Genomic DNA, 21,322 nt, shown 5'->3' with positions numbered 1-21,322 from the left:
TATTTGCGGACTATTTTTAGAATGAAAAAAAAAATATTATTTTTTGTATTTGTAAGTTTCACCTCTATATTCTTGGGGCAACTTCATGAAGTAGGCCTCTCTTTAGGAGGCACAAACTATGTTGGAGACATTGGTAAAAACTATTATTTTTCACCAAACAAACCTGCCGGAGCCTTATTTTACAAATATAATTGGAATCCTAGAGTTGCATTAAGAGCAACTTATAGTTATCTACCTATCTCTGGAGATGATGCAAATGCAGACATTAGATATAGAAAAGACAGAGACTTACATTTTTCGAATACAATAAATGAATTAGCTGTTGGTATCGAATTTAATTTTTATGAGTATGATTTATCTTCTGATGATAAAACATGGACTCCATACCTACTCTTAGAATTAGCTACTTTTAACTATAACTCGGTAGCCGGTAACCGAACTTCTACAAACGAATACAAAAACACTAACAAAACATCCTACGCAATTCCTTTTGGTATCGGATATAAATCTAAATTATTTGGTACTTTAGCATTTGCCCTAGAAGCAAAATTTAGATACACTTTTACAGATAACTTAGACGATAGGCTCTACGATTCTTCAAATGAAATCCCTACAGGTTTAAGCGAAACCACAAAAAGGAATTTAAAAGGAGATGGAAATGATTGGTACATGTTTACTGGAGTTTCTATCATTTATACCTTTGGAAGACCAGCTTGTTATACTAACGGATTATAAAAACTATGGATAAAAAATTACTTATCGACTTACAAAAAACGCCAAAACATGTTGCCATTATAATGGATGGTAATGGTCGTTGGGCCAAGGGTAAAGGGATGAATAGAATTTTTGGCCATAGAAATGCCTTAACAGCAGTTAGAGAATCTGTTAGCGCAGCTTCCAAAATAAATGTTGAAGCAATTACTTTATATGCTTTTTCTACAGAAAATTGGAATCGACCAAAATTAGAAGTAGACGCATTAATGAGTTTACTTATTAATTCATTAAAAAAAGAATTACCTGGCTTTTTAAAAAACGGAGTAAAAGTAAATGCAATAGGTTTAATTAGTAGCTTACCCAAAAAAGCTCAAAATGTTTTAGCAGACGTTATTTCTCAAACAAAAAACAATACAGATATTGTTTTAACTTTTGCATTGAGCTACGGTTCTAGAGAAGAAATTGTTAACACTATTAAAAACATATCCAAAAAAGTTGTTAATAATGAGCTAAATATTGAAGAAATTGATGAAAATACTATAAATAACCATTTATATACGTTTAATTTGCCCGACGTTGACTTAATGATAAGAACTAGTGGCGAACAACGCATTAGTAATTTCTTGTTATGGCAAATGGCATATGCCGAATTATATTTTACAGATATACTTTGGCCAGATTTTAGAGAAGAGCATTTTTACGATGCAATCATAGATTATCAGAATAGAGAACGAAGATTTGGAAAAACAAGCGAACAAATTACAGAATAAATTTTTTATGAAATTATTTTCTGCTACAATAATGCTAATGGCATTATTTTTTACTTTTAGTGCCAAAGCACAAAACGAGAAGGATAGTCTATCAATTGTAAAAAAAGATACAACTTCTACTAAAAACACTTCCTTTGAAAAAGGAAAAGAATATATTCTAGGAAGCATTAGTGTTACTGGTTTAAAAAAGTTTAGTGAAGAAACTGTTAGAGTTTTTACTGGTTTAAGAAATGGACAAGCCATAAAATTACCAGGAGATAAACTTACAAGCGCCATAAAAAAACTATACGAAAGTAAACAATTTAGCAATGTAGACGTTTACCTTGCTAGATTAGATGGCAATACCGTATACCTACAATTTGATGTTTTAGAATTACCTCAATTAAATAACATAACCATTACCGGAATTAAAAAAGGGAAGGCGAAAGAATTAAAAAAAGACGCAGAACTTAAAAGAGGAGCTATGGTTACAGATAACCTTATTGTAACTACTAAAAATTACTTTACCAAAAAATACACAGATAAAGGTTTCCTTAAAACAAAAGTAAATTTAGACGTTAAAAAAGACACCTCAGACGTTAATATTGTTAACATGGCTATCTTTATTGATAAAGGAAAAAAAATAAAAATTAAAGACATTCTTTTTACGGGTAACAAAGCGCTTTCTAACAAGAAATTAAAAAAAGCGATGAAAAACACCAAAGAAAAATTTCTTGGACGTTTTTGGAAAGCCTCTAAATATATAGAAGAAGATTACCAAGAAGATTTAGAAAGCATTTTAGACAAATACAGTAGATTAGGTTATAGAGATGCACGTATTCTTAGTGACAAAATTAGTTGGAATGATGACAATACCATTAACATTCATTTAGACATAGAAGAAGGTAGGCAATACCGTTTTGCAGAAATTTTATTTATAGGAAACAAAGAATATACAGACGAACAACTTCAAAGATATTTAAAAATTGAAAAAGGAGATGTGTACAATGGTGCCGTTTTAGAAGAACGTATTAAAGGAGATGGTAGCCCTACTTCGCAAGATATATCTACCTTATACCAAGATAATGGTTTTTTATTCTCTTCTGTTAATGCAGTAGAAACTAGAGTAAAAAACGATTCTATTACCGTAGAAATAAGAATTAGAGAAGATGAAAAAGCACGTATTAGAAAAGTAAGTGTTTCTGGTAATGATAAAACAAATGACCACGTATTATTTAGAGAATTACGTGTAAAACCAGGAGATTTATTTAGCAGAAGTGCCATTATTAGATCTATTAGAGAAATTGGTCAATTAGGTTTCTTTGACTCTAATGTTACACCAGATGTTATACCTGATTATCAAAATAAAACTGCAGATATAGATTTTACAGTTGTAGAAAAAGGAGGAAGTCAAATAGAACTACAAGGTGGTTATGGTGGTGGTTCTTTTATAGGAACTTTAGGTTTATCTTTTAATAATTTTTCTTTTAAAAACATCTTTAACAAAGACGCTTACAAACCCTTACCTATGGGAGATGGTCAAACATTAGCTTTAAGACTACAAACTAGTAGAACTTATAGCACTTATAGTTTTTCATTTACAGAACCATGGTTAGGCGGTAAAAAACCAAAATCTTTATCTTTTTCTATCTATTCATCAAACCAATATCAATTAGATTTTTCAACTTATGATGTAGATAAAAGTAAAAGTTTATCTATTATTGGAGCCTCTTTAGGGTTAGGACAACGTTTAAAATGGCCAGATGATTATTTTCAATTATCACAAACCATAAGTTACCAAGCATTAAAATCTAACGATTATAACTTTGGATTAGCAGGAATAAACCTTAATAACGGAACCTTAAACAACTTATCTTACAATATTACTTTGTCAAGAAACTCAGCGGGTCCAAGTTTAATTTTCCCTACTTATGGTTCTGAATTTTCTGTAGGAGCAAAAGCAACTTTACCGTATTCTTTACTAAACAAAAAAGATTATTCTGATCCTAATTTATCTGATTTAGAAAAGTACAAATGGTTAGAATATTATAAATTTAATGTAAAAGGAAAATGGTATACTTCTTTTACAGAAAAATTAGTATTAATGACCAATGCAGAAGTAGGATATTTAGGCTCTTATAATCATGAACTTGGCGCAACACCAGTAGAACGTTACTTTGTTGGTGGAGATGGTATTGCGGCTTACCAATTAGATGGTAGAGAAACAATCGGTTTAAGGGGATATGAAAACAGTGGTCTTTCATCTAATTTTGGAGGTACCATTTATAATAAATTTCAGTTAGAATTACGTTATTCGATAACAGATGCTCCGTCTGCCTCTATATATACTTTAGGTTTTTTAGAAGCAGGAAACTCTTATGACAATTTTCAAGAATTTAATCCGTTTGAATTAAAACGTTCAGCAGGAGTGGGTGTAAGAATATTTATGCCTGCATTTGGTCTATTAGGAATTGACTTTGCACATGGTTTTGATCCATTACCTGGGCAAACAGTAAAATCTGGCTGGCAAACACATTTTATTATTGGAAAACAATTCTAAGAAAACAGTAACTTTGTAAAGAAAAAGTTTTTTTGGCACGGTTTTTTCTAAATACATTATACAAATGAAAAAAATATTTTTATTAGTCGTTCTTATACTTAGTGCTAGTATTTCTTGGTCTCAAAGAAATCAATTAATTGCTTATATAGATATGGAGTATATTCTAGAAAATGTTCCAGAATATTTAGAAGCACAAAACACTCTTGATGCAAAAATTGCTAAATGGAGAAAAAAATTAGATGACCAAGCAAGACATATAGAAGTTTTAAAAACAGACTTAGCCAACGAAAAAGCAATTCTAACAAAAGACCTAATTGAAGAAAAAGAAGAAGAAATTAGTTTAAAACAAGTAGAATTAAGAAGATTAGAATCTTTATACTTTGGTCCTAAGGGAGATATGTTCTCTGTGAGAAAGCAATTGGTAAAACCAATTCAAGATCAGGTTTACAATGCGATTCAAAGTATTTCTAAAAGAAAAAAATATGATTTTGTTTTTGATAAATCTACCGATTTGGTTATGCTATATTCAAATAAAAAATACGATATTAGCGACCTTGTTTTAGCAACTATAGATCGAAGTAGATTAATAGACGAAAAAGATAAGAAAAGACAAGAGCAACTTCTTGCTCCTGAAAAAGGATTGACAGATAGACAAAAGGAAGCTATTAGTAAAAAAGAGGCAGCACAAGCAAAAAAAATTGCAGATGTTGAAGCAAAAAAGAAACTAATTGCAGAAAAAAGAGAAAAACTATTAAAACAAAGAGAAGAGAAAAGACAATTGCTTAGAGAGAAAAAAGAAGCGTTAAGAAAGAAAAAAGAACAAGAAAAAAAAGAACAAGAATAATAATTAAATTAAAACAAGAATGAAAAATTTAAAATCGTTACTATTAATTGCTGTATTTACTTTAGGATTAGCTGGTGTTGCAAATGCACAAAAGATAGGTCATATAGACTTTGAAAAATTAGTAGCAGAAATGCCACAAACAAAAACTCTTAAATTAGACATGGAAAAGCTTGGTAAAACTTACCAAGACGAAATTACTGGTATGGAGAAAAAAATTGAAGCAACTAGACAAAAATATGTTGCTGAATCTAAAGGCCAAACCAATGAGACTAATGATAAAAGAGCTCAAGAATTACAACAAGAAGCTGCTAAAATTGAACAAGCAAGAAGATTTGCGTACCAAGACATGCAGAAAAAACAAAATGAAGGTTTACAACCTATTATAGAAAAAGCGCAAAAAGCAATTGACGCTGTTGCTGCTTCTAAAAGTATTTTATACGTATTAGATGCTTCTGTAGGTAAAGGCTTACTAGTTAAAAAAGGAGAAGATCTTTTTAATGATGTAAAAGCTAAATTAGGTTTCTAATTAAAAGCACATAATATTACAAATTAAAAACCTACTGAATATCAGTAGGTTTTTTTATTTTTACAAACCATGGTAAAAAACAACAAATTTCCTATTGGCATATTCGACTCAGGTGTTGGCGGAACCTCTATTTGGAAAGAAATTAACGCACTCTTACCACAAGAGAATACTATTTATCTTTCCGATAGTAAAAATGCGCCATACGGCGAAAAAACCAAACAAGAAATCATCAATCTTTCTATTAAGAATACCGAATTTTTATTGGCTCAGAATTGTAAAATAATAATTGTTGCCTGCAATACAGCAACTACAAATGCCATTAAAGTTTTAAGAGAAAAATACAACATTCCGTTTATAGGAATAGAACCCGCAATTAAAACTGCTGCTTTACATACCAAAACAAATAAAATAGGGATATTAGCTACAAAAGGCACTTTAAATAGTGAATTGTTTGAAAAAACTTCTCACACTATCAATCATAATATAATACGTAAAGAAATTATAGGAAAAGGTTTGGTAGAACTCATTGAAAGCGGAAAGCTGCATTCTAAGCAAATGACAGCCTTATTATCTACTTACATTACCCCTTTAATAGAAGACAATGTAGACTGCTTAGTTTTGGGTTGTACCCACTACCCTTACCTTATTCCACAAATAAGAAAATTGGTAGGTAATAAAATTCAGATTATAGATTCTGGTGAAGCGGTTGCAAAACAAACAAAAAACATTCTAGAAAAGCATCAATTAATAAACACAAGTAACAACAAGGGTTCTTATCAATTTTTCATCAATAAAAACAAAGATGTTTTAGAAATGTTAATATCCAACAAAAGCAAAGAAATAAAAATTACCGAAAAGGAATTCTAGAAACCTATAAATGAATTATTAATATTTGGCATACTACGCCATGTTTTTTCTTTTGTCCATAAATTCAAACCTAAAGTAATTTGATGAAAACCTGAATTGGTTAAAACAACACTTTCTAATTGGTTGGTATAGGTATAAGAAAATAGTAAGTTTTTATAATTTAAGCCGATTATAGGAGAAATAAATTGAGCATTATTAATAGAATTAGAATCAAAGCTTCTACGATAAGACAAAGCTACCCACATTTGAGTTTTTTTAAATGTCTTGTAAGCTTTTATATTAAAATCTGCAATACGTTGTCCGGTACTTTCTTTTAACTGCAACATAAAAGAAGGTTCTAATTGAAAATGATAAAATTTATCATAATAAAACCCAGCAGAAAAAACATAGTTTCTTAAATCTAAAGATTCTTGAATATTTAAATTATTTTTTGCCGTTAAGAATAAGTTTTTTACCGTAAAATATGATGATAAACCACCACGATGATACGCTACTCCAAAATCTGAATTGTAATAACTTGTACTTTGCACAATAGCAGGCACATCATCACTTTCAAAAGACCTTTGGTCTGATTGATTTTGAACAAAAGTAAGAGATAAGCCAAAAGACAGTTGCTCAAAAAAATGACCATCACTTAATTGTAAATGATACGCATATGTTCCTTGAATTCCTTTTTGAGAATGATATCCATTTTTATCATTAAATAACACAACACCAAATGCTGCATTAGTTTCTTCTCCAAATCTAGAATGATAACTCAAAGTTTGTAAAGACGGAGCATCTGGTATACCTGCCCATTGTTGTCTCGCCGTAAAACGTAATTTACTGGAATTACCAATACCTGCAGCAGAAGGATGTACTAAATATACATTGTCTGATAAATAATCTTGATATATAGGTAAAGTCTCTTGTGCGTGACTTTTAACAGAAAAAAATAAAACACATAGAAGGCAAAATCGTACGTAATTTAATTTCATTGAAGGGAGATTAGTCTTAAGTTACCAAATATATACTTTTTTCTTATAATAAATACTTTGCTAGTCAAAGATTTAACAGTATTGTTCTTCTATTTTTAAAGATATAAAATACAATAAGCACCATATTTTATAACAAAAAAACTAATGACAAGAACTATTAGAAGTAACTAAATCTACAACGGGTGCTGGAGAAATGTATGGAATGCCCAATCCTAAACCTCTTAAAACAAATAAAACTCCAATAAAAACAACTACAATTGGAATTACTTTTTTTATTCTTTTTCTAAAAGTTCCTTTGGTAAAATTACCTAAATAGACCACTGAAGTCATAAGCGGAATTGTACCTAGACCAAATAAAAACATATACAAACTACCCGAAAAAGGGTTTGTTGTTGCTAAAGCTCCAAAAACAGCCATGTACACCAAACCACAAGGTAAAAATCCATTTAAAAAACCTATGGTAAAAAAAGTATCATTTCTTTTTTTCTTAAGTTCTTTTCCTAAAGCATTCTTTACTTTAAAAACTACTTTATTTATATTTTTAGAAAAATTTACTTTCGAAAAAAGTTTTGGAAATAGAATTACAAAAATCATGCTAAGTCCTACTATAATCGATAATTGTTGTTGAAAGCCAAAAAAATAAAAGCCCTTTCCAAGAAAGCCAAATAACAAGCCTATTAAACTATAGCTTAATAATCTTCCGAAATGATAAATTAAAATTTGCAGAAAACCTTTTGTTTTGTTTTGTCTATCAATTGGTAACATAAAGGCTATTGGCCCACACATACCCACGCAATGGAAGCTCCCTAATAAACCAAAGATAATTGCTGATAGAAACATAAATAGGATTGATTCAAATAAATTTATTAATATTTTTTTATGCTAATTTTCCTTTAAAATCCCCAATAATTGATCTATACTTATTTAAAAAAAACACAAATTATAGTTTTACAAGTAGCAAAAACTTAATCTTAAAAAAAATCATTGTAAATTTACCTCTTGTTATTTTAAATTAATATTTATTGAAACGTTAATATTCTATTTCTTTTTTTATTAAGTATTCTTTATTATTATATTTGAAAGCTATAGTAATGTTCCAACGACCATCTAATAAACGTTTCTCAGGCACGAGCAAATATGTATTAGAGATTGAAATAGGTATTTCAAAATCTAATTGTTTATTAGACGGTCTATATAGGAACACTTTTCCTTTAATTTCTTCTGGAGAAAACTCTTTAGGAAATGCTATTTTTAAACCTTCATTTGTTCTTTTGATTAGTACTCTTTCTTTTAGTTCGAACGCATTTTTTTCGGCATTAATTTCATCTTGAAACCCCAACTCTTGTTCGTAATACTTTTCTGTAACCAAATCGTAACTATACGTGTTATCTGTACTCATGGTAATCACCAAGAATAATATAAAACTCATAAAAGCTACAATTGCAATAACAATTCCTGTTCCCCAATTAAATTTCATAATCTTAGTTATTTATAACTTCTTGGTCCTAAAAAGTTTGTTGTTGTTGTTTCAATTAATTTATCATCGCTATAAACACCAATCTCTAATTTAATTTTATCTTTTTCTAAAGCAGCCGAATTAATTTCTATAAATAAGGTTCCTTCTGCAAGACCTTGTTTAGGCACTACAAAATCATGATTAGACACTAATTTTATGGTTCCTTTATGAGAAAGTATTTTATAACTAACATTATTTATATCTTTTGTAGTTTTATTAATCACTTTAAAAGTATAAACATTACTAATAATATTATTTTCTTTATGTTGATACAACTGACCTGGCAACCTTAAAATTGTAGCCTCTACATCATTTCTTAAAAATAACATCCCTATTAAAATACCCACTAAAATAAATAACACTGCAGAATATCCTTTTATTCTTGCATTTAATTTAAAAGGCTTCTTATTTTCTATATTTTCTTCACTTTCATATCTAATTAATCCTTTTGGCAAACCAACACTCTCCATCATATGATCGCATTCGTCAATACAAGCGGTACAGTTTACACATTCTAATTGCGTACCATTTCTAATATCTATTCCTGTAGGGCAAACAACCACACATTGTTTACAATCGATACAATCTCCTTTACCTAAAGCTTCTCTATCTTCATTTTTCTTAAATTTAGATCGTCCTTCTTCTCTTTCTCCTCGTTTATAATCGTAAGCAACATTGATCGTTTTATTATCTAATAAAACACCTTGTAACCTACCATAAGGACAAGCTATAATACATACTTGCTCTCTAAACCAAGCAAATATAAAATAGAAAACACAGGTAAAAATTGTTAATGAAATAAATGTACTAATATTATCAAACGGGTTTCCAGTAATGTAACTTATAAGGGTATCACCACCTATTAAATAAGCTAAAAATACGTTTGCAATAATAAAAGAGATCACAAAGAAAATAAACCATTTTAAAAGTCTTTTTCTAATTTTTTCGGCATTCCAAGGTTGTTTGTCTAAACGAATTTGTTTTCCTCTATCTCCATCTATCCAGTATTCTATTTTTCTGAAAACCATTTCTAAAAAAATAGTTTGTGGACAAATCCATCCACAGAAAATACGTCCAAAAATTACTGTAAATAGTATAATAAACACTACTCCAATAATCATTGAAATAACTAACAAGTGAAAATCTTGTGGCCAAAAAGGAAATCCGAAAATATTAAATTTACGTTCTAAAACATTAAATAGTAAAAACTGATTTCCGTTAATTTTTATAAAAGGAGCCGTTAGTAGGAAAATTAATAAGAAATAACTAACATACGACCTGTATTTATAGAATTTACCACTAGGCTTTTTAGGAAAAACCCAAGAACGATTACCCGATTCGTCTATCGTACTGATACTGTCTCTAAATTTCTCGTTTTTAGGAGTTTCCATAATTACCTCAACACATTTATACTATTTATTTTTATTCAGCTACCCATTTTTCTCCTTGAGGAGCTTTTGGGTTTGCAGGTGTAGTTCCTTGTAAAGAAATTACATAACTACCTACTTTTTGAATGTCTGCTGCTTTTAAAGTTTTATTCCAAGCAATCATTCCTTTACCATCTCTACCTCCATTAGATATGGTGGTAAATACATTTTTGATTCCTCCTCCTAAAATCCAAAACTCATCTGTTAAATTTGGCCCAATAGAGCCACCTCCATCAGCAATATGACAAGAGGCACAGTTTAACTTAAATATTGCTTTACCTCTGGCTAAATCTTTATCATCAGTCAATAAGGTAACACTCTCTGCTGTAATTAAATCTGTAGCTGTAGACTTGTATTTTTTTAACGATGCTTTAGCTTCTGCAACGGCTTTTTCATACTCTACAATTTGATCATCTCCATCTAACACATGAAATCTTACCATATAAACTACTGCAAAAACAATAGAAGCATAGAATAAATACACCCACCAAGGTGGTAATGTATTATCTAATTCTTGAATTCCATCATAATTATGGTCTAAGATAATTTCTTCTTCACTATCAATATCTTTAGATCTTGTCCAAGATTTTAATACTTTTTTAATCCAAGCATTACTTTCTTCAGGAACAATTCCTAATTTTTCATTTTGCAATTCTGTAGCTTTATTAATGGCAATTACATTTACCATTTCTTTTAAAACAACAACCAATACAAAAGCAATTAGAGCTAGCCATACTAAAGGATTCTCATAAACATTAAATGGGTTTTCGTACACCATAAACGACTTTGCAAGTGCTAAAAACGTAACAATTACAAAAATTATATATACCGTAGATTGAAAATACTTTTTCATTTTTTTTCGTTTTAATTATCTAATGGCAAATTACTTACCGTATTTATATATTCTTTTTTCGCAGTAAAAACCCACCAAAACAAGACCATGAAAAAAGAGAAGAATATGATTAATGATATTAAAGGATATATTTCTACACCAGTAATTGTTACCATATAATTTTTTACAAATTTTAACATAACTTAATTTTTAGAAATTTTTTGTTCGTCTTTAACTTTTATATCTGTACCTAAACGTTGTATATAAGCAATAACTGCTACAATTTCTCTGTTTTTCATTTCTATAAAAGGCAATCCGTTTTCTTCTGCATACTTTTTATCTGCTTCATAATTTTTTGCAAAATCTGGATCTGAATGTAAGTTTTCTTCAATTTTAGTACCTTGCTTTAACATGTGCTGTTGTGCATTTGCTATTTCATCTTTAGTGTACGGAACACCTAAAGTTACCATTACTTCCATTTTACTTTCTATATCTCCTTTATATAGTTCATCTGTAATTAACCATTTATAAGAAGGCATAATAGAACCTGGCGATGTACTTTGTGGATCATACATGTGATTTAAGTGCCAGCTATCTGAATATTTAGCTCCTACTCTATGTAAATCTGGTCCGGTACGTTTAGATCCCCATAAAAATGGATGATCGTATACAAACTCACCTGCTTTAGAGTATTCTCCATAACGTTCTACCTCACTTCTAAATGGTCTAACCATTTGAGAGTGACACCCAACACAACCTTCTCTAATATAGATATCTCTACCTTGTAACTCTAATGGTGTGTATGGTTTTACACTACTAATTGTAGGTATATTAGATTTTATTAATAATGTTGGTATAATTTGCACTGCACCACCAATTAAAATGGCAATAGTTGCATAAATTGTTAATTTAATTGGTTTTCTTTCTAACCATGTGTGCCAACCTTCACCTTTTGTTCTATATTTAGAAACTTTAGTTAATGCAGGTGCTTCTGCTAACTCATCGGTTACATCACTACCAGATCTAACTGTTCTAACAATATTATATAACATTACAAATGCACCAATAATATACATACTACCTCCAATAGCACGCATCCAGTACATTGGTATAATTTCATTTACAGTTTCTAAAAAGTTACCATAAGTTAAAGATCCATCAGGATTAAATTGTTTCCACATAGAAGCTTGTACAAAACCTGCCACATACATTGGTAACGTATACAATATAATACCTAAAGTACCAATCCAAAAGTGCACATTTGCTAATGCAACAGAATGTAATTTTGTTTTAAACATTTTTGGTATCATCCAATACAACATACCAAACGTTAAGAAACCATTCCAAGCTAATGCACCAACGTGTACGTGTGCTATAATCCAATCACTAAAGTGTGCAATTGCGTTTACATTTTTTAAAGACAACATTGGTCCTTCAAAAGTTGCCATACCATATCCTGTAATTGCAACTACCATAAATTTTAAAACAGGATCTGTTCTAACTTTATCCCAAGCACCACGCAAGGTTAACAAACCGTTTATCATACCTCCCCAAGATGGAGCCAATAACATAATAGAAAATGCAACTCCTAAGTTTTGCGCCCAAGATGGTAATGCTGTATATAATAAATGGTGTGGTCCTGCCCAGATATAGATAAAAATTAATGACCAAAAGTGAACAATAGATAATCTATAAGAATATACAGGTCTGTTTGCTGCTTTAGGCACAAAATAATACATTAACCCTAAAAAAGGTGTTGTTAAGAAAAATGCTACGGCATTATGTCCGTACCACCATTGTACCAATGCATCTTGTACCCCTGCATAAACAGAATAAGATTTTAAAAAGGTAACCGGCAATGCTAAACTGTTAAAAATATGTAATACAGCTACCGTTACAAAGGTTGCTAAATAAAACCAAATTGCTACATATAAATGACGTTGTCTTCTTTGTAAGATTGTCCAAATCATATTAACACCAAATGCAACCCAAACAAGTGCTATTGCAATATCTATTGGCCACTCTAACTCTGCATATTCTTTAGATGAAGAATACCCTAAAGGTAAAGTAATGGCTGCCGCAACAATAATTAATTGCCAACCCCAAAAGTTAAAATTGCTTAAAAAATTACTTGCCATTCTTGCTTTTAACAATCTTTGAAGCGAGTAATAAACCCCTGCAAAAATAGCGTTACCTACAAAGGCAAAAATTACAGCATTTGTGTGTAATGGTCTTAAACGTCCAAAACTTAACCAAGAAATTCCTTCTGTGTAGTAAGGGAATAAAAACATAAAAGCGAGCATTAACCCCACAGAGAACCCCACTATTCCCCAGAATAATGTAGCATAGATAAATTTCTTTACGATCTTATTATCGTAATAAAATTGTTGCATTTCCATAATTTAATATTTAATCTTTAGTTGATTTTTCTTTATCTTTTACTAATTCATCATCAAACAACATACGAACAGATGGCGTATAAGAATCGTCAAATTGCCCAGTTTTTACTGAATAAATAAATGCGATAAAAAATAAGATGGCTACTAGTATACTAATAGTTAGTAGTAGGTATATTACGCTCATATCTTGCCTGATAATTGATTTTTCAAAAATACTATTGGTCACTTTCTTAAAACATGACAAATGTCATGTTTTGTAAATATCTTAATTTTCTGTTAAATAGTCATCGAAAACAACTGTGTTTTTGGTTTATTTTTTAACAAATGCAAATCAAAAGCCATACAAATGTTTCTTACATAAGGTCTTGCCGCTTCTGGCACTGCTAATGATTTTGATTTTAAATCAATTTTGACCAAACCATCTTGTTCCATTTCTTGTAATAATCCTAAATGCATCTCAATATTATTGATCCTCATAGATTCCTCATCCCACGAAGTGGAAAAATGACACATAATATTTAAAATATGTTTTCTAATAATTCTATCTTCTTCGGATAAAAGGTGTCCTCTAAAAATTGGAATTTCTCCTTCATTAACAATCTTCTGATATTCTTTTACTGTTTTTACATTTTGGGCAAAGGCATACCAAGAATCTGAAATTGCAGACATTCCTAAACCAACCATTAACTGGGTTTTATTGGCAGTATACCCCATAAAATTTCTATGCAAGGTTTTGTTGATGGTTGCCTTAAACAAACTATCTGTTTTTAAAGCAAAATGATCCATCCCAATTTCTACATACCCCAATTCTGCAAAAAGTTCTTTCCCTATTTCGTAAAGTTCTCTTTTTTCATCATTCTTAGGCAAATCGTCTTCATTAAAACCTCTTTGTCCTACTCCTTTTACCCAAGGTACATGAGCGTAACTGTAAAATGAAATTCTATCTGGTTGTAATTCTTTGGTTTTATTAATACTGTAAATGACGTTTTCTTTGGTTTGATGTGGCAATCCGAAAATTAAATCGTGACTTACAGACGTATATCCTATTTCTCTAGACCATTTGGTTACTTGTTCTACTGCTTCGAAAGGTTGAACTCTATGAATTGCTTTTTGAACTTTTTCATTATAATCTTGTACACCAAAACTTACTCTTGTAAAACCTGCATCAAACAACGTTTGCAACTGTTCTTTAGTGGTATTATTTGGATGCCCCTCGAAACTAAATTCTGATGCTGGATGTTTTTTGGCGATTTTAAAAATACCATCCATTAAATATTTTAAGTTTTCTTTTGAGAAAAAAGTAGGCGTTCCTCCACCTAAATGTAATTCTTTAATAACCGGAATTTCATCTACCAAGGCAACATACAATTTCCATTCTTTTAAAACGGTATCTATATACTCATCTTCTACTTCATGACGCTTTGTAATGTGTTTATGACACGCACAAAACGTACACAAACTCTCACAAAAAGGCAAATGGATATAAACACTTATTCCTTCTGACGAATTACTTTCTTTAAATGAAGTTTGAAAAGATTGTATCCAATCTTGTTTATCTATTCCTGCTTTGTTCCAATAAGGAACGGTTGGATAACTGGTGTATCTTGGCCCAGGAATATTATATTTTTGTACTAATGATTTTTTCATTTTGTTTAACTTTTTGTCAGGTCGAGCGCAGTCGAGACCTAATTAACCTCTCGACTGCTCTCGAGGAGACATTTACTATCTTACCCCAATTCTAAAGCAATTTCTATCATTTCTTTAAAGGTTTGCTCTCTTTCTTCTGCCGTAGTTCTTTCTTTAGTTACCAAACTATCTGAAATTGTTAAAATAGACAAGGCGTTTACATTGTGTTTTGCTGCTACTGTATACAAGCCAGAGGTTTCCATTTCTACACACAAAACACCATAATCTGCCCATTTTTTATAGCTATCAAACTCATCTGCATAAAACTCATCAGAACTTAAAATTCCACCAGCTTTTACCACAATATTTTTTTCTTTTGCAATTTCAACAGCTTTTTGAAATAACTTAAAACTCGCTGTTGGCGCATAATCTGCTCCGTTAAAACGGATGGTATTTAAACCAGAATTTGTAGAAGCTGCCATTGCCAAAACAATATCTCTAATTTTTACTTCCTTTTGATAAGAACCTGCAGAACCAACTCTAATTAAGTTTTTAACACCGTATTCTGTTATTAATTCTGTAGCATAAATTAATGTAGAAGGTATTCCCATACCAGTACCTTGCACAGATATTCTTTTACCTTTATAAGTACCGGTAAACCCTAACATTCCACGTACGTCATTATATTGAATACTATCTTTTAAAAAAGTATCTGCAATCCATTTTGCTCTCATAGGATCTCCAGGTAACAGCACTGTTTCTGCAATTTCTCCTTTTTTGGCTGCGATATGTACACTCATAATTATTTAATTTTTTTTCCCAATAAATTGGTGGAAATTGTTGTAAAAACTACAATACTAATAGAACTTAAAGGCATTAAAATAGCTGCCATTACAGGTATTAATTGCCCTGTTACCGCAAAATACAACCCGATTACATTGTAACATAAAGATAGTATAAAACTGTATTTTATAATTTTAATCGCTTTTTTAGAAGCCTTTATATATTTCCCTAATTTATTAAACTTTGATGCATCTAAAATTCCGTCACATGCAGGAGAAAACACATTGATGTTTTCTGACAAAGCAATACCAACATCACTTTGTGCCAAAGCACCAGCATCATTTAAACCATCACCAATCATTACCACTTTTTTATTTTCTTTTTGCAGATTTGCAACAACGTTTAATTTATCTTCTGGTTTTTGATTGAACAATAAATTTGTGCCTTCTGGTAAGAATTCTTTTAGAAAACCCCTTTCGCCTTCATTATCACCAGAAACAACTGCTAAATTAAAACTGCTTTTTAAAGTATTAAACAAATCTTTTACCCCTTTTCTGTAAGAATTTTTAAAGGTAAACTTTCCTTTATAGTCATCATTAATACCAACATAAACGGCTGTGTCTAAAGTTGATTTATCATCATTATTTTTAACAAAAGAAGATGATCCTAACTTTAATTGAAAGTTTTTATAAGAAACCTCTATTCCTTTACCAATAATTTCTTTATAATCTGTTATTGCTAAAGTTTTTACTTCTTCTAAAGAGTTGTACAAAGTTCTACTTAACGGATGATTAGAGGCTCTTAAAGCGCTTTTTAAAATGCTTTTTTCTACTTCATTTAATGGAATCCCGTCATAAGAAATAGTGTTTTCTTTATGCGTTGTTAGCGTACCTGTTTTATCAAAAATAATAGTATCTATTGCCGCTAACCGCTCTACAACAGTTGCGTTTTTTAAATAAAATTTCTCTTTCCCAAAAAGTCGTAACATATTACCTAAAGTAAACGGAGCAGCCAAGGCAATGGCACAAGGACAAGCAATTATTAAAACTGCAGTAAATACATTTAAAGCCTTACTAGCATCAAAATACAGCCAAAACGCAGTTGCTAAAAAAGCTATAGACAATACAATAATGGTAAAGTTTTTACTAATTTTATCTGTAACTGTTTTAAAGTGCGACTTATTGTCTTTATTAAAAACATCATTACTCCATAATTGGGTTAAATAACTTTGAGAAACCGATGCCAAAACTTCCATTTCTAAGACCCCAGAAAGTTGTTTACCACCGGCAAATAATTTATCTCCAGATTTTTTAGACACTGGCACTGCTTCTCCGGTAACAAAACTATAATCTATATCTGCATTACCGTTAATTAGAATTCCGTCTGTAGGTATTAACTCTTGGTTTCTAATTAACAACCGATCTCCTTTTTCTATATCATAAATAGCAACGTTTTCTTCTTTTCCTTTAGATGAAATACGTGTTACTGCAATAGGGAAATACGATTTATAATCACGCTCAAACGACAAAAAATTATATGTTTTTTGTTGAAAAAACTTTCCTAATAAAAGAAAGAAAACCAAACCGGTTAAACTATCAAAAAAACCTGCCCCTAAATTAAAAATAATTTCAACACAACTTCGGATAAACAATACCGAAATACCTAGTGCTATAGGAACATCAATATTTAATATTTTAGAACGAATACCTTTAAAAGCAGATATAAAATAATCTTGCCCTGCATAAAATACAACTGGTAAAGAAAATGAAAACATTAACCATCTAAAGATATGTTTGTATTTTTCTATCCAAAAACCATCTACTTCAAAATATTCTGGAAACGATAAAAACATAACGTTACCAAAAGCAAAACCAGCAATACCTAACTTATAAATTAAGCTTCTATCTACCGCTTTTTTTCCGCTTTCATAATCCTCTAAACTAATATAAGGTTCGTAACCAATAGCACTTAAAAGCAGTACTATTTCTTTTAGCGTAGTTTCTTCTGAATTAAAAGTAACTCTTACTTTTTTCTTTGGAAAATCTACTTGAGATGAAGAAACCTTTTTATTTAACTTATGTAAGTTTTCTAGCACCCAAATACAAGAACTACAATGAATATGTGGTATGTATAAAGTTGCTATTTGTGTATTACCATCATTAAAATCCAATAGTTTTTCTGCTATTTCGGCATTGTCCAAGAAATCATATTTTCCTTGAATTTCAGTCGGAATTGCCCCAGGATTGTCTTGAAAATTGTAGTAACAAGTTAAATCATTCTCAGAAAAAATTTCATAAACCGTTTTACAACCGTTACAACAGAAACTTTTACCGTCAAATTCAATTAAATTATCGTCACAAGAATCACCACAATGATAACAATGTGTAGAATTCATATTTACTCTTTTGCCTTTTACAAATTTACAATAAGAATCACGTTTTAAAACATGATATTTATCACATTTTTAATATATTTGATACCCAAATACCAGTAGTCATTATGAGTAAATGTGAGCAATGTATTATTCGTCAACTAAATTCTATAAAGCACTTAAGCAGAGAGGAGTTGGTTAAGATGACTAATTGTAAAACATCGAGAGTTGTTAAAAAAGGTGAGGCTATTTTTGAAGAAGGAGAACGCCTAAAAGGCATTTTCTGTATAAAAGAAGGGGTTTGTAAAGTCTCTAAAATGAGTGAAAATGGTAGAAATCAAATTATTAGTTTGGTTACTAGAGGCGATTTATTAGGAGAAAGAAGCTTAATTTCTGACGAAGCTTCTAACCTTAAAGCCGTTGCTTTAAATGACATGCAAGTGTGTTTTATTCCGAAAGAAGAAATTCTGAAAGATCTATCAAAAAACCCTAATTTTACTATGAGTGTGCTTAAAGACATGGCTCAGACCCTAAAACAAGCAGACAATGTGATTGTTGATATGGCTCAAAAAACGGTAAAACAACGTTTGGCAGAAACGCTTTTAAAACTACTTGATAAATTTGGTACAAATGCAGAAAACACCATAGACATTCATCTTTCTAGAGAAGATATTGCCAATATTATAGGTACTGCTACAGAATCTGCAATTCGTTTATTATCTGATTTTAAAAAGAAAAAAATTATTGAGTTTAAAGGGAAAGATATTTCGATACTTGATAGAAATGAATTAGATAAAATTGCACAAGGTTTTTAAACACTTTAACCTTAAGTGTACTAATTTTTATTATAATTTGTCATTTATTTTTGACATCAAGATATGCTTTCATCGTAATTTTTAATACGATTAACTTTCTTTTACTTCTATTAAAACAGAAATTAAGAACACTTTTTTACATAGAGCTACTAAAAAAAACACTTCTTTTAACCTTTACTAAGCATATATTAAGGTTATAAAAAACGCCTTTACCTTTTAAATGATAACAAGATCGTTTTATCAACATCAAAAAAACAACTAAAACATACTTACTGAATTTAACAAACATTCTGCTAAAAACTAGTATCAATATAAAAATAAAATGCTCATTTGTAATGAAACAAATGAGCATTTACTTTTAAGTTAAAATAACTTAAGTTAAGGTGAACTAAATTCAAAATTTAATTCTTTTGGGGGAATTTGAATACAATACCAAATTTCTAATTAGTCAACATTTAAAAAAGTTTCTTGACTAAAAGTAAAAACATCAGAAGGGGTTCTTGCTTCTTTAAAAATAACTTCCATTTCTTTTACAACTTCTGGATACAGTTTTGCCACATTATTTTTTTCTCCTAAATCATTATCAAGGTCATAAAGTTCCATTAACTTGTTTGGTGTTTTTAAAACATTATATTTTACTGCTTTCCAATTTCCTTTTCTTACTGCTTGTCTCCCACCTTTTTCATGGAACTCCCAATATAAATATTCATGTTCTTTTTGATCTTTTTTATTTCCTAATAATTCTGGTAAAAAAGAAATTCCATCAATATTTTTAGGAACATCAACACCTGCTATCTTAGAAAACGTTGGAAAAACACCCCAATAGTCTTGCAAACCACCAACACTATTACCCACTGCATGTGCATATCCACACTGAATTAAAGGTCTTTTAGGGTTGTTTTCTGCATACTTAATCATTCTATCAATTATCCAATACATTGGCGCTTGAATATCTGTATTTGTATAATTTAAAACTCCTTCATACTGTGTTGGTCTTGTAGAATCTTGATCTTTTAAATATTTATAAGTTGCAAAAAAGTTATCTCCATTACCTGCTTCATTACCCAATGACCAAGTTACAATAGATGGATAGTTTTTATCTCTTTCAAAAATTCTAATAGTTCTATCCATATGGGCAGCTTTCCATTCTGGTTGATACGCTGGATGTATTTTTTGTGCTTTTTTGTTTTTATCCAAACCTTGGTTTGTAGCAACTAAATCGTGAGATTCTATGTTTGCTTCATCAACAACATAAAAACCATACTTGTCGCACATTCTATAAAACTTTATTAAAATCAATTGTATTTCTACCTGCATTTAATTTGATAACTTTAGATTCTGAATATACTTCTTTATCTCCATCCAGTAATTTAACTTCAATAGCTCTTGTTTGTTCTTTTTGAGTGTTGTTGTCTATTTTAAGAGCTGCTTTAAAAACACCGTCTTTATAATTGTTTTCTAAATCAGCAGTAATTCTAAAATCTCTAACAGTAACTTTATCTACAGCATACACATAAACATCTCGTTCTATACCACTTAATCTCCAAAAATCTTGATCTTCCATATAACTGGTATCAGACCAACGCAATACCTGAACAGATACATTGTTTTTACCAGGTTTTACAAAATTAGTAACATTAAATTCTGCAGCTGTTTTACTACCTTCATTATAGCCAACTTTTTTTCCATTTACCCAAACATACATAGCACCACTAACACCTGCAAAGTGTAAGTACACATCTTTACCATCCCAATCTTTTGAAACTTCAAAATCTCTTTTATAGCTACCTACATTGTTAATATTATGAGGAATAAAAGGTGGATTGGTAGGAAATGCATAAATTCTATTTACATAAATAGGCACTCCAAAACCTTGCATTTCCCAGTTAGAAGGCACATTAATTGTATCCCAACCTTTTAAGCTAAAATCGTTTTTGTAAAAATCTGTTGGACGACCAGAAACACTATCTGAAAAATTTCTGGATTTTCCCATTCTGGATTCTCCCATTTTTCAGCCAAATATGTTGGCTTTTTAATAGAATTATTACACGATAAAACTAAAAAACAGATTGCTAAAAGGTAAAAATGTTTATTCATTTATAATTTATTTATTTTAACTATTTACTTTCTTTACTAAAATAAAGAAGAGCGTTCCCTATTTTCAAAATTAGAATAAAACAAAGAAACGGCTTTATCAAAAAGGGGGTTAAAATGTTGCATCAATTGTAAATTCACATGAAGAAACAAATATAAAACACCCGTAACACCCAACACATAAAACACTCTTAAACAACTATTTAAAACATATTATTTACA

General features: G+C 30.2%; 20 protein-coding genes. 7 read left to right on the top strand and 13 right to left on the bottom strand.

Translation table 11 applies throughout. The annotated features are described in order from the left end of the window. Window positions 1-21 precede the first annotated feature (21 nt). The 6 genes from WG951_RS15240 (at window position 22) to murI (ending at window position 6,260) form a co-directional block, all read left to right on the top strand. The gene (locus WG951_RS15240) at window positions 22-735 is read left to right on the top strand and encodes a DUF6089 family protein (RefSeq protein WP_211296690.1); all 714 of its coding nucleotides are present in this window, start codon (window positions 22-24) and stop codon (window positions 733-735) included. Between the two features lie 5 nt (window positions 736-740). Then, window positions 741-1,484, top strand: coding sequence for an isoprenyl transferase (locus WG951_RS15235; protein WP_105047801.1), 744 nt, complete (start codon window positions 741-743; stop codon window positions 1,482-1,484). A 7-nt stretch (window positions 1,485-1,491) separates the two neighbouring features. Next, window positions 1,492-4,023 carry an outer membrane protein assembly factor BamA gene (gene bamA, locus WG951_RS15230; RefSeq protein ID WP_105049325.1) on the top strand — a complete coding sequence of 844 codons (2,532 nt, stop codon included), beginning with the start codon at window positions 1,492-1,494 and terminating at the stop codon, window positions 4,021-4,023. Window positions 4,024-4,087: 64 nt separating this feature from the next. Further along, window positions 4,088-4,867: an OmpH family outer membrane protein gene (locus tag WG951_RS15225; protein ID WP_105047800.1), complete on the top strand. Its 780-nt coding sequence runs from the start codon at window positions 4,088-4,090 to the stop codon at window positions 4,865-4,867. A gap of 19 nt (window positions 4,868-4,886) precedes the next feature. Continuing rightward, window positions 4,887-5,393, top strand: a complete 507-nt coding sequence (locus WG951_RS15220; RefSeq protein ID WP_105047799.1) for an OmpH family outer membrane protein — start codon at window positions 4,887-4,889, stop codon at window positions 5,391-5,393. A gap of 69 nt (window positions 5,394-5,462) precedes the next feature. Beyond that, entirely contained in the window at window positions 5,463-6,260 is a 798-nt protein-coding gene (gene murI / locus WG951_RS15215; protein ID WP_105047798.1) for a glutamate racemase, read from the top strand. On the opposite strand, the gene WG951_RS15210 is transcribed toward murI, so the two are convergent. From WG951_RS15210 to WG951_RS15160, 11 genes are all read right to left on the bottom strand, one after another. Beyond that, a complete protein-coding gene (locus WG951_RS15210; RefSeq protein ID WP_105047797.1) occupies window positions 6,257-7,237 on the bottom strand; it encodes a PorP/SprF family type IX secretion system membrane protein in 981 nt (326 codons plus the stop codon). The genes murI and WG951_RS15210 overlap by 4 nt on opposite strands. A 141-nt stretch (window positions 7,238-7,378) precedes the next feature. Next, window positions 7,379-8,077 carry a sulfite exporter TauE/SafE family protein gene (locus WG951_RS15205; RefSeq protein ID WP_105047796.1) on the bottom strand — a complete coding sequence of 233 codons (699 nt, stop codon included), beginning with the start codon at window positions 8,075-8,077 and terminating at the stop codon, window positions 7,379-7,381. Between the two features lie 190 nt (window positions 8,078-8,267). Further along, a complete protein-coding gene (locus WG951_RS15200; protein ID WP_105047795.1) occupies window positions 8,268-8,714 on the bottom strand; it encodes a FixH family protein in 447 nt (148 codons plus the stop codon). An 8-nt stretch (window positions 8,715-8,722) separates the two neighbouring features. Continuing rightward, window positions 8,723-10,144 carry a cytochrome c oxidase accessory protein CcoG gene (gene ccoG, locus WG951_RS15195; protein WP_105047794.1) on the bottom strand — a complete coding sequence of 474 codons (1,422 nt, stop codon included), beginning with the start codon at window positions 10,142-10,144 and terminating at the stop codon, window positions 8,723-8,725. A 31-nt stretch (window positions 10,145-10,175) separates the two neighbouring features. Continuing rightward, complete coding sequence (locus tag WG951_RS15190) at window positions 10,176-11,033, bottom strand: cbb3-type cytochrome c oxidase N-terminal domain-containing protein (RefSeq protein WP_105047793.1); 858 nt, start codon at window positions 11,031-11,033, stop codon at window positions 10,176-10,178. 11 nt (window positions 11,034-11,044) lie between these two features. Next, a complete protein-coding gene (locus WG951_RS15185) occupies window positions 11,045-11,212 on the bottom strand; it encodes a CcoQ/FixQ family Cbb3-type cytochrome c oxidase assembly chaperone (RefSeq protein ID WP_105047792.1) in 168 nt (55 codons plus the stop codon). 3 nt (window positions 11,213-11,215) lie between these two features. Beyond that, on the bottom strand, window positions 11,216-13,411 hold the full coding sequence (gene ccoN / locus WG951_RS15180; RefSeq protein WP_105047791.1) for a cytochrome-c oxidase, cbb3-type subunit I: 2,196 nt from the start codon (window positions 13,409-13,411) through the stop codon (window positions 11,216-11,218). Window positions 13,412-13,421: 10 nt separating this feature from the next. Next, the gene (ccoS, locus tag WG951_RS15175; protein ID WP_105047790.1) at window positions 13,422-13,595 is read right to left on the bottom strand and encodes a cbb3-type cytochrome oxidase assembly protein CcoS; all 174 of its coding nucleotides are present in this window, start codon (window positions 13,593-13,595) and stop codon (window positions 13,422-13,424) included. 92 nt (window positions 13,596-13,687) lie between these two features. Next, window positions 13,688-15,058 carry an oxygen-independent coproporphyrinogen III oxidase gene (hemN, locus tag WG951_RS15170; RefSeq protein ID WP_105047789.1) on the bottom strand — a complete coding sequence of 457 codons (1,371 nt, stop codon included), beginning with the start codon at window positions 15,056-15,058 and terminating at the stop codon, window positions 13,688-13,690. A gap of 80 nt (window positions 15,059-15,138) precedes the next feature. Beyond that, window positions 15,139-15,837, bottom strand: a complete 699-nt coding sequence (deoD, locus tag WG951_RS15165; RefSeq protein WP_105047788.1) for a purine-nucleoside phosphorylase — start codon at window positions 15,835-15,837, stop codon at window positions 15,139-15,141. Between the two features lie 2 nt (window positions 15,838-15,839). Further along, entirely contained in the window at window positions 15,840-18,215 is a 2,376-nt protein-coding gene (locus WG951_RS15160; protein WP_105047787.1) for a heavy metal translocating P-type ATPase, read from the bottom strand. A gap of 104 nt (window positions 18,216-18,319) precedes the next feature. Between WG951_RS15160 and WG951_RS15155 the strand changes: the two genes are divergently transcribed. Then, window positions 18,320-19,006, top strand: coding sequence for a Crp/Fnr family transcriptional regulator (locus tag WG951_RS15155; RefSeq protein WP_105047786.1), 687 nt, complete (start codon window positions 18,320-18,322; stop codon window positions 19,004-19,006). Window positions 19,007-19,450: 444 nt separating this feature from the next. On the opposite strand, the gene WG951_RS15150 is transcribed toward WG951_RS15155, so the two are convergent. Both WG951_RS15150 and WG951_RS15145 read right to left on the bottom strand, forming a co-directional pair. Then, a complete protein-coding gene (locus WG951_RS15150) occupies window positions 19,451-20,323 on the bottom strand; it encodes a glycoside hydrolase family 2 TIM barrel-domain containing protein (RefSeq protein ID WP_105047785.1) in 873 nt (290 codons plus the stop codon). Continuing rightward, the gene (locus WG951_RS15145) at window positions 20,283-21,014 is read right to left on the bottom strand and encodes a glycoside hydrolase family 2 protein (RefSeq protein ID WP_105047784.1); all 732 of its coding nucleotides are present in this window, start codon (window positions 21,012-21,014) and stop codon (window positions 20,283-20,285) included. Before WG951_RS15145 ends, WG951_RS15150 begins: the two co-directional genes overlap by 41 nt. Between the last annotated feature and the right edge of the window lie 308 nt (window positions 21,015-21,322).

The organism is Polaribacter butkevichii, assembly GCF_038024105.1.
GTDB lineage: Bacteria > Bacteroidota > Bacteroidia > Flavobacteriales > Flavobacteriaceae > Polaribacter > Polaribacter butkevichii.
Note: the sequence above shows the minus strand (reverse complement) of the source record. Positions and strands in the feature narration are given on the sequence as shown.

What these genes read in the sequence shown, in the direction of transcription:
- WG951_RS15240 (WP_211296690.1), top strand. Translation starts at nt 22, where the DNA reads ATGAAAAAAAAAATATTATTTTTTGTATTTGTAAGTTTCACCTCTATA.
- WG951_RS15235 (WP_105047801.1), top strand. Translation starts at nt 741, where the DNA reads ATGGATAAAAAATTACTTATCGACTTACAAAAAACGCCAAAACATGTT.
- bamA (WP_105049325.1), top strand. Translation starts at nt 1,492, where the DNA reads ATGAAATTATTTTCTGCTACAATAATGCTAATGGCATTATTTTTTACT.
- WG951_RS15225 (WP_105047800.1), top strand. Translation starts at nt 4,088, where the DNA reads ATGAAAAAAATATTTTTATTAGTCGTTCTTATACTTAGTGCTAGTATT.
- WG951_RS15220 (WP_105047799.1), top strand. Translation starts at nt 4,887, where the DNA reads ATGAAAAATTTAAAATCGTTACTATTAATTGCTGTATTTACTTTAGGA.
- murI (WP_105047798.1), top strand. Translation starts at nt 5,463, where the DNA reads ATGGTAAAAAACAACAAATTTCCTATTGGCATATTCGACTCAGGTGTT.
- WG951_RS15210 (WP_105047797.1), bottom strand. Translation starts at nt 7,237, where the DNA reads ATGAAATTAAATTACGTACGATTTTGCCTTCTATGTGTTTTATTTTTT.
- WG951_RS15205 (WP_105047796.1), bottom strand. Translation starts at nt 8,077, where the DNA reads ATGTTTCTATCAGCAATTATCTTTGGTTTATTAGGGAGCTTCCATTGC.
- WG951_RS15200 (WP_105047795.1), bottom strand. Translation starts at nt 8,714, where the DNA reads ATGAAATTTAATTGGGGAACAGGAATTGTTATTGCAATTGTAGCTTTT.
- ccoG (WP_105047794.1), bottom strand. Translation starts at nt 10,144, where the DNA reads ATGGAAACTCCTAAAAACGAGAAATTTAGAGACAGTATCAGTACGATA.
- WG951_RS15190 (WP_105047793.1), bottom strand. Translation starts at nt 11,033, where the DNA reads ATGAAAAAGTATTTTCAATCTACGGTATATATAATTTTTGTAATTGTT.
- WG951_RS15185 (WP_105047792.1), bottom strand. Translation starts at nt 11,212, where the DNA reads ATGTTAAAATTTGTAAAAAATTATATGGTAACAATTACTGGTGTAGAA.
- ccoN (WP_105047791.1), bottom strand. Translation starts at nt 13,411, where the DNA reads ATGGAAATGCAACAATTTTATTACGATAATAAGATCGTAAAGAAATTT.
- ccoS (WP_105047790.1), bottom strand. Translation starts at nt 13,595, where the DNA reads ATGAGCGTAATATACCTACTACTAACTATTAGTATACTAGTAGCCATC.
- hemN (WP_105047789.1), bottom strand. Translation starts at nt 15,058, where the DNA reads ATGAAAAAATCATTAGTACAAAAATATAATATTCCTGGGCCAAGATAC.
- deoD (WP_105047788.1), bottom strand. Translation starts at nt 15,837, where the DNA reads ATGAGTGTACATATCGCAGCCAAAAAAGGAGAAATTGCAGAAACAGTG.
- WG951_RS15160 (WP_105047787.1), bottom strand. Translation starts at nt 18,215, where the DNA reads ATGAATTCTACACATTGTTATCATTGTGGTGATTCTTGTGACGATAAT.
- WG951_RS15155 (WP_105047786.1), top strand. Translation starts at nt 18,320, where the DNA reads ATGAGTAAATGTGAGCAATGTATTATTCGTCAACTAAATTCTATAAAG.
- WG951_RS15150 (WP_105047785.1), bottom strand. Translation starts at nt 20,323, where the DNA reads ATGCAGGTAGAAATACAATTGATTTTAATAAAGTTTTATAGAATGTGC.
- WG951_RS15145 (WP_105047784.1), bottom strand. Translation starts at nt 21,014, where the DNA reads ATGGGAGAATCCAGAATGGGAAAATCCAGAAATTTTTCAGATAGTGTT.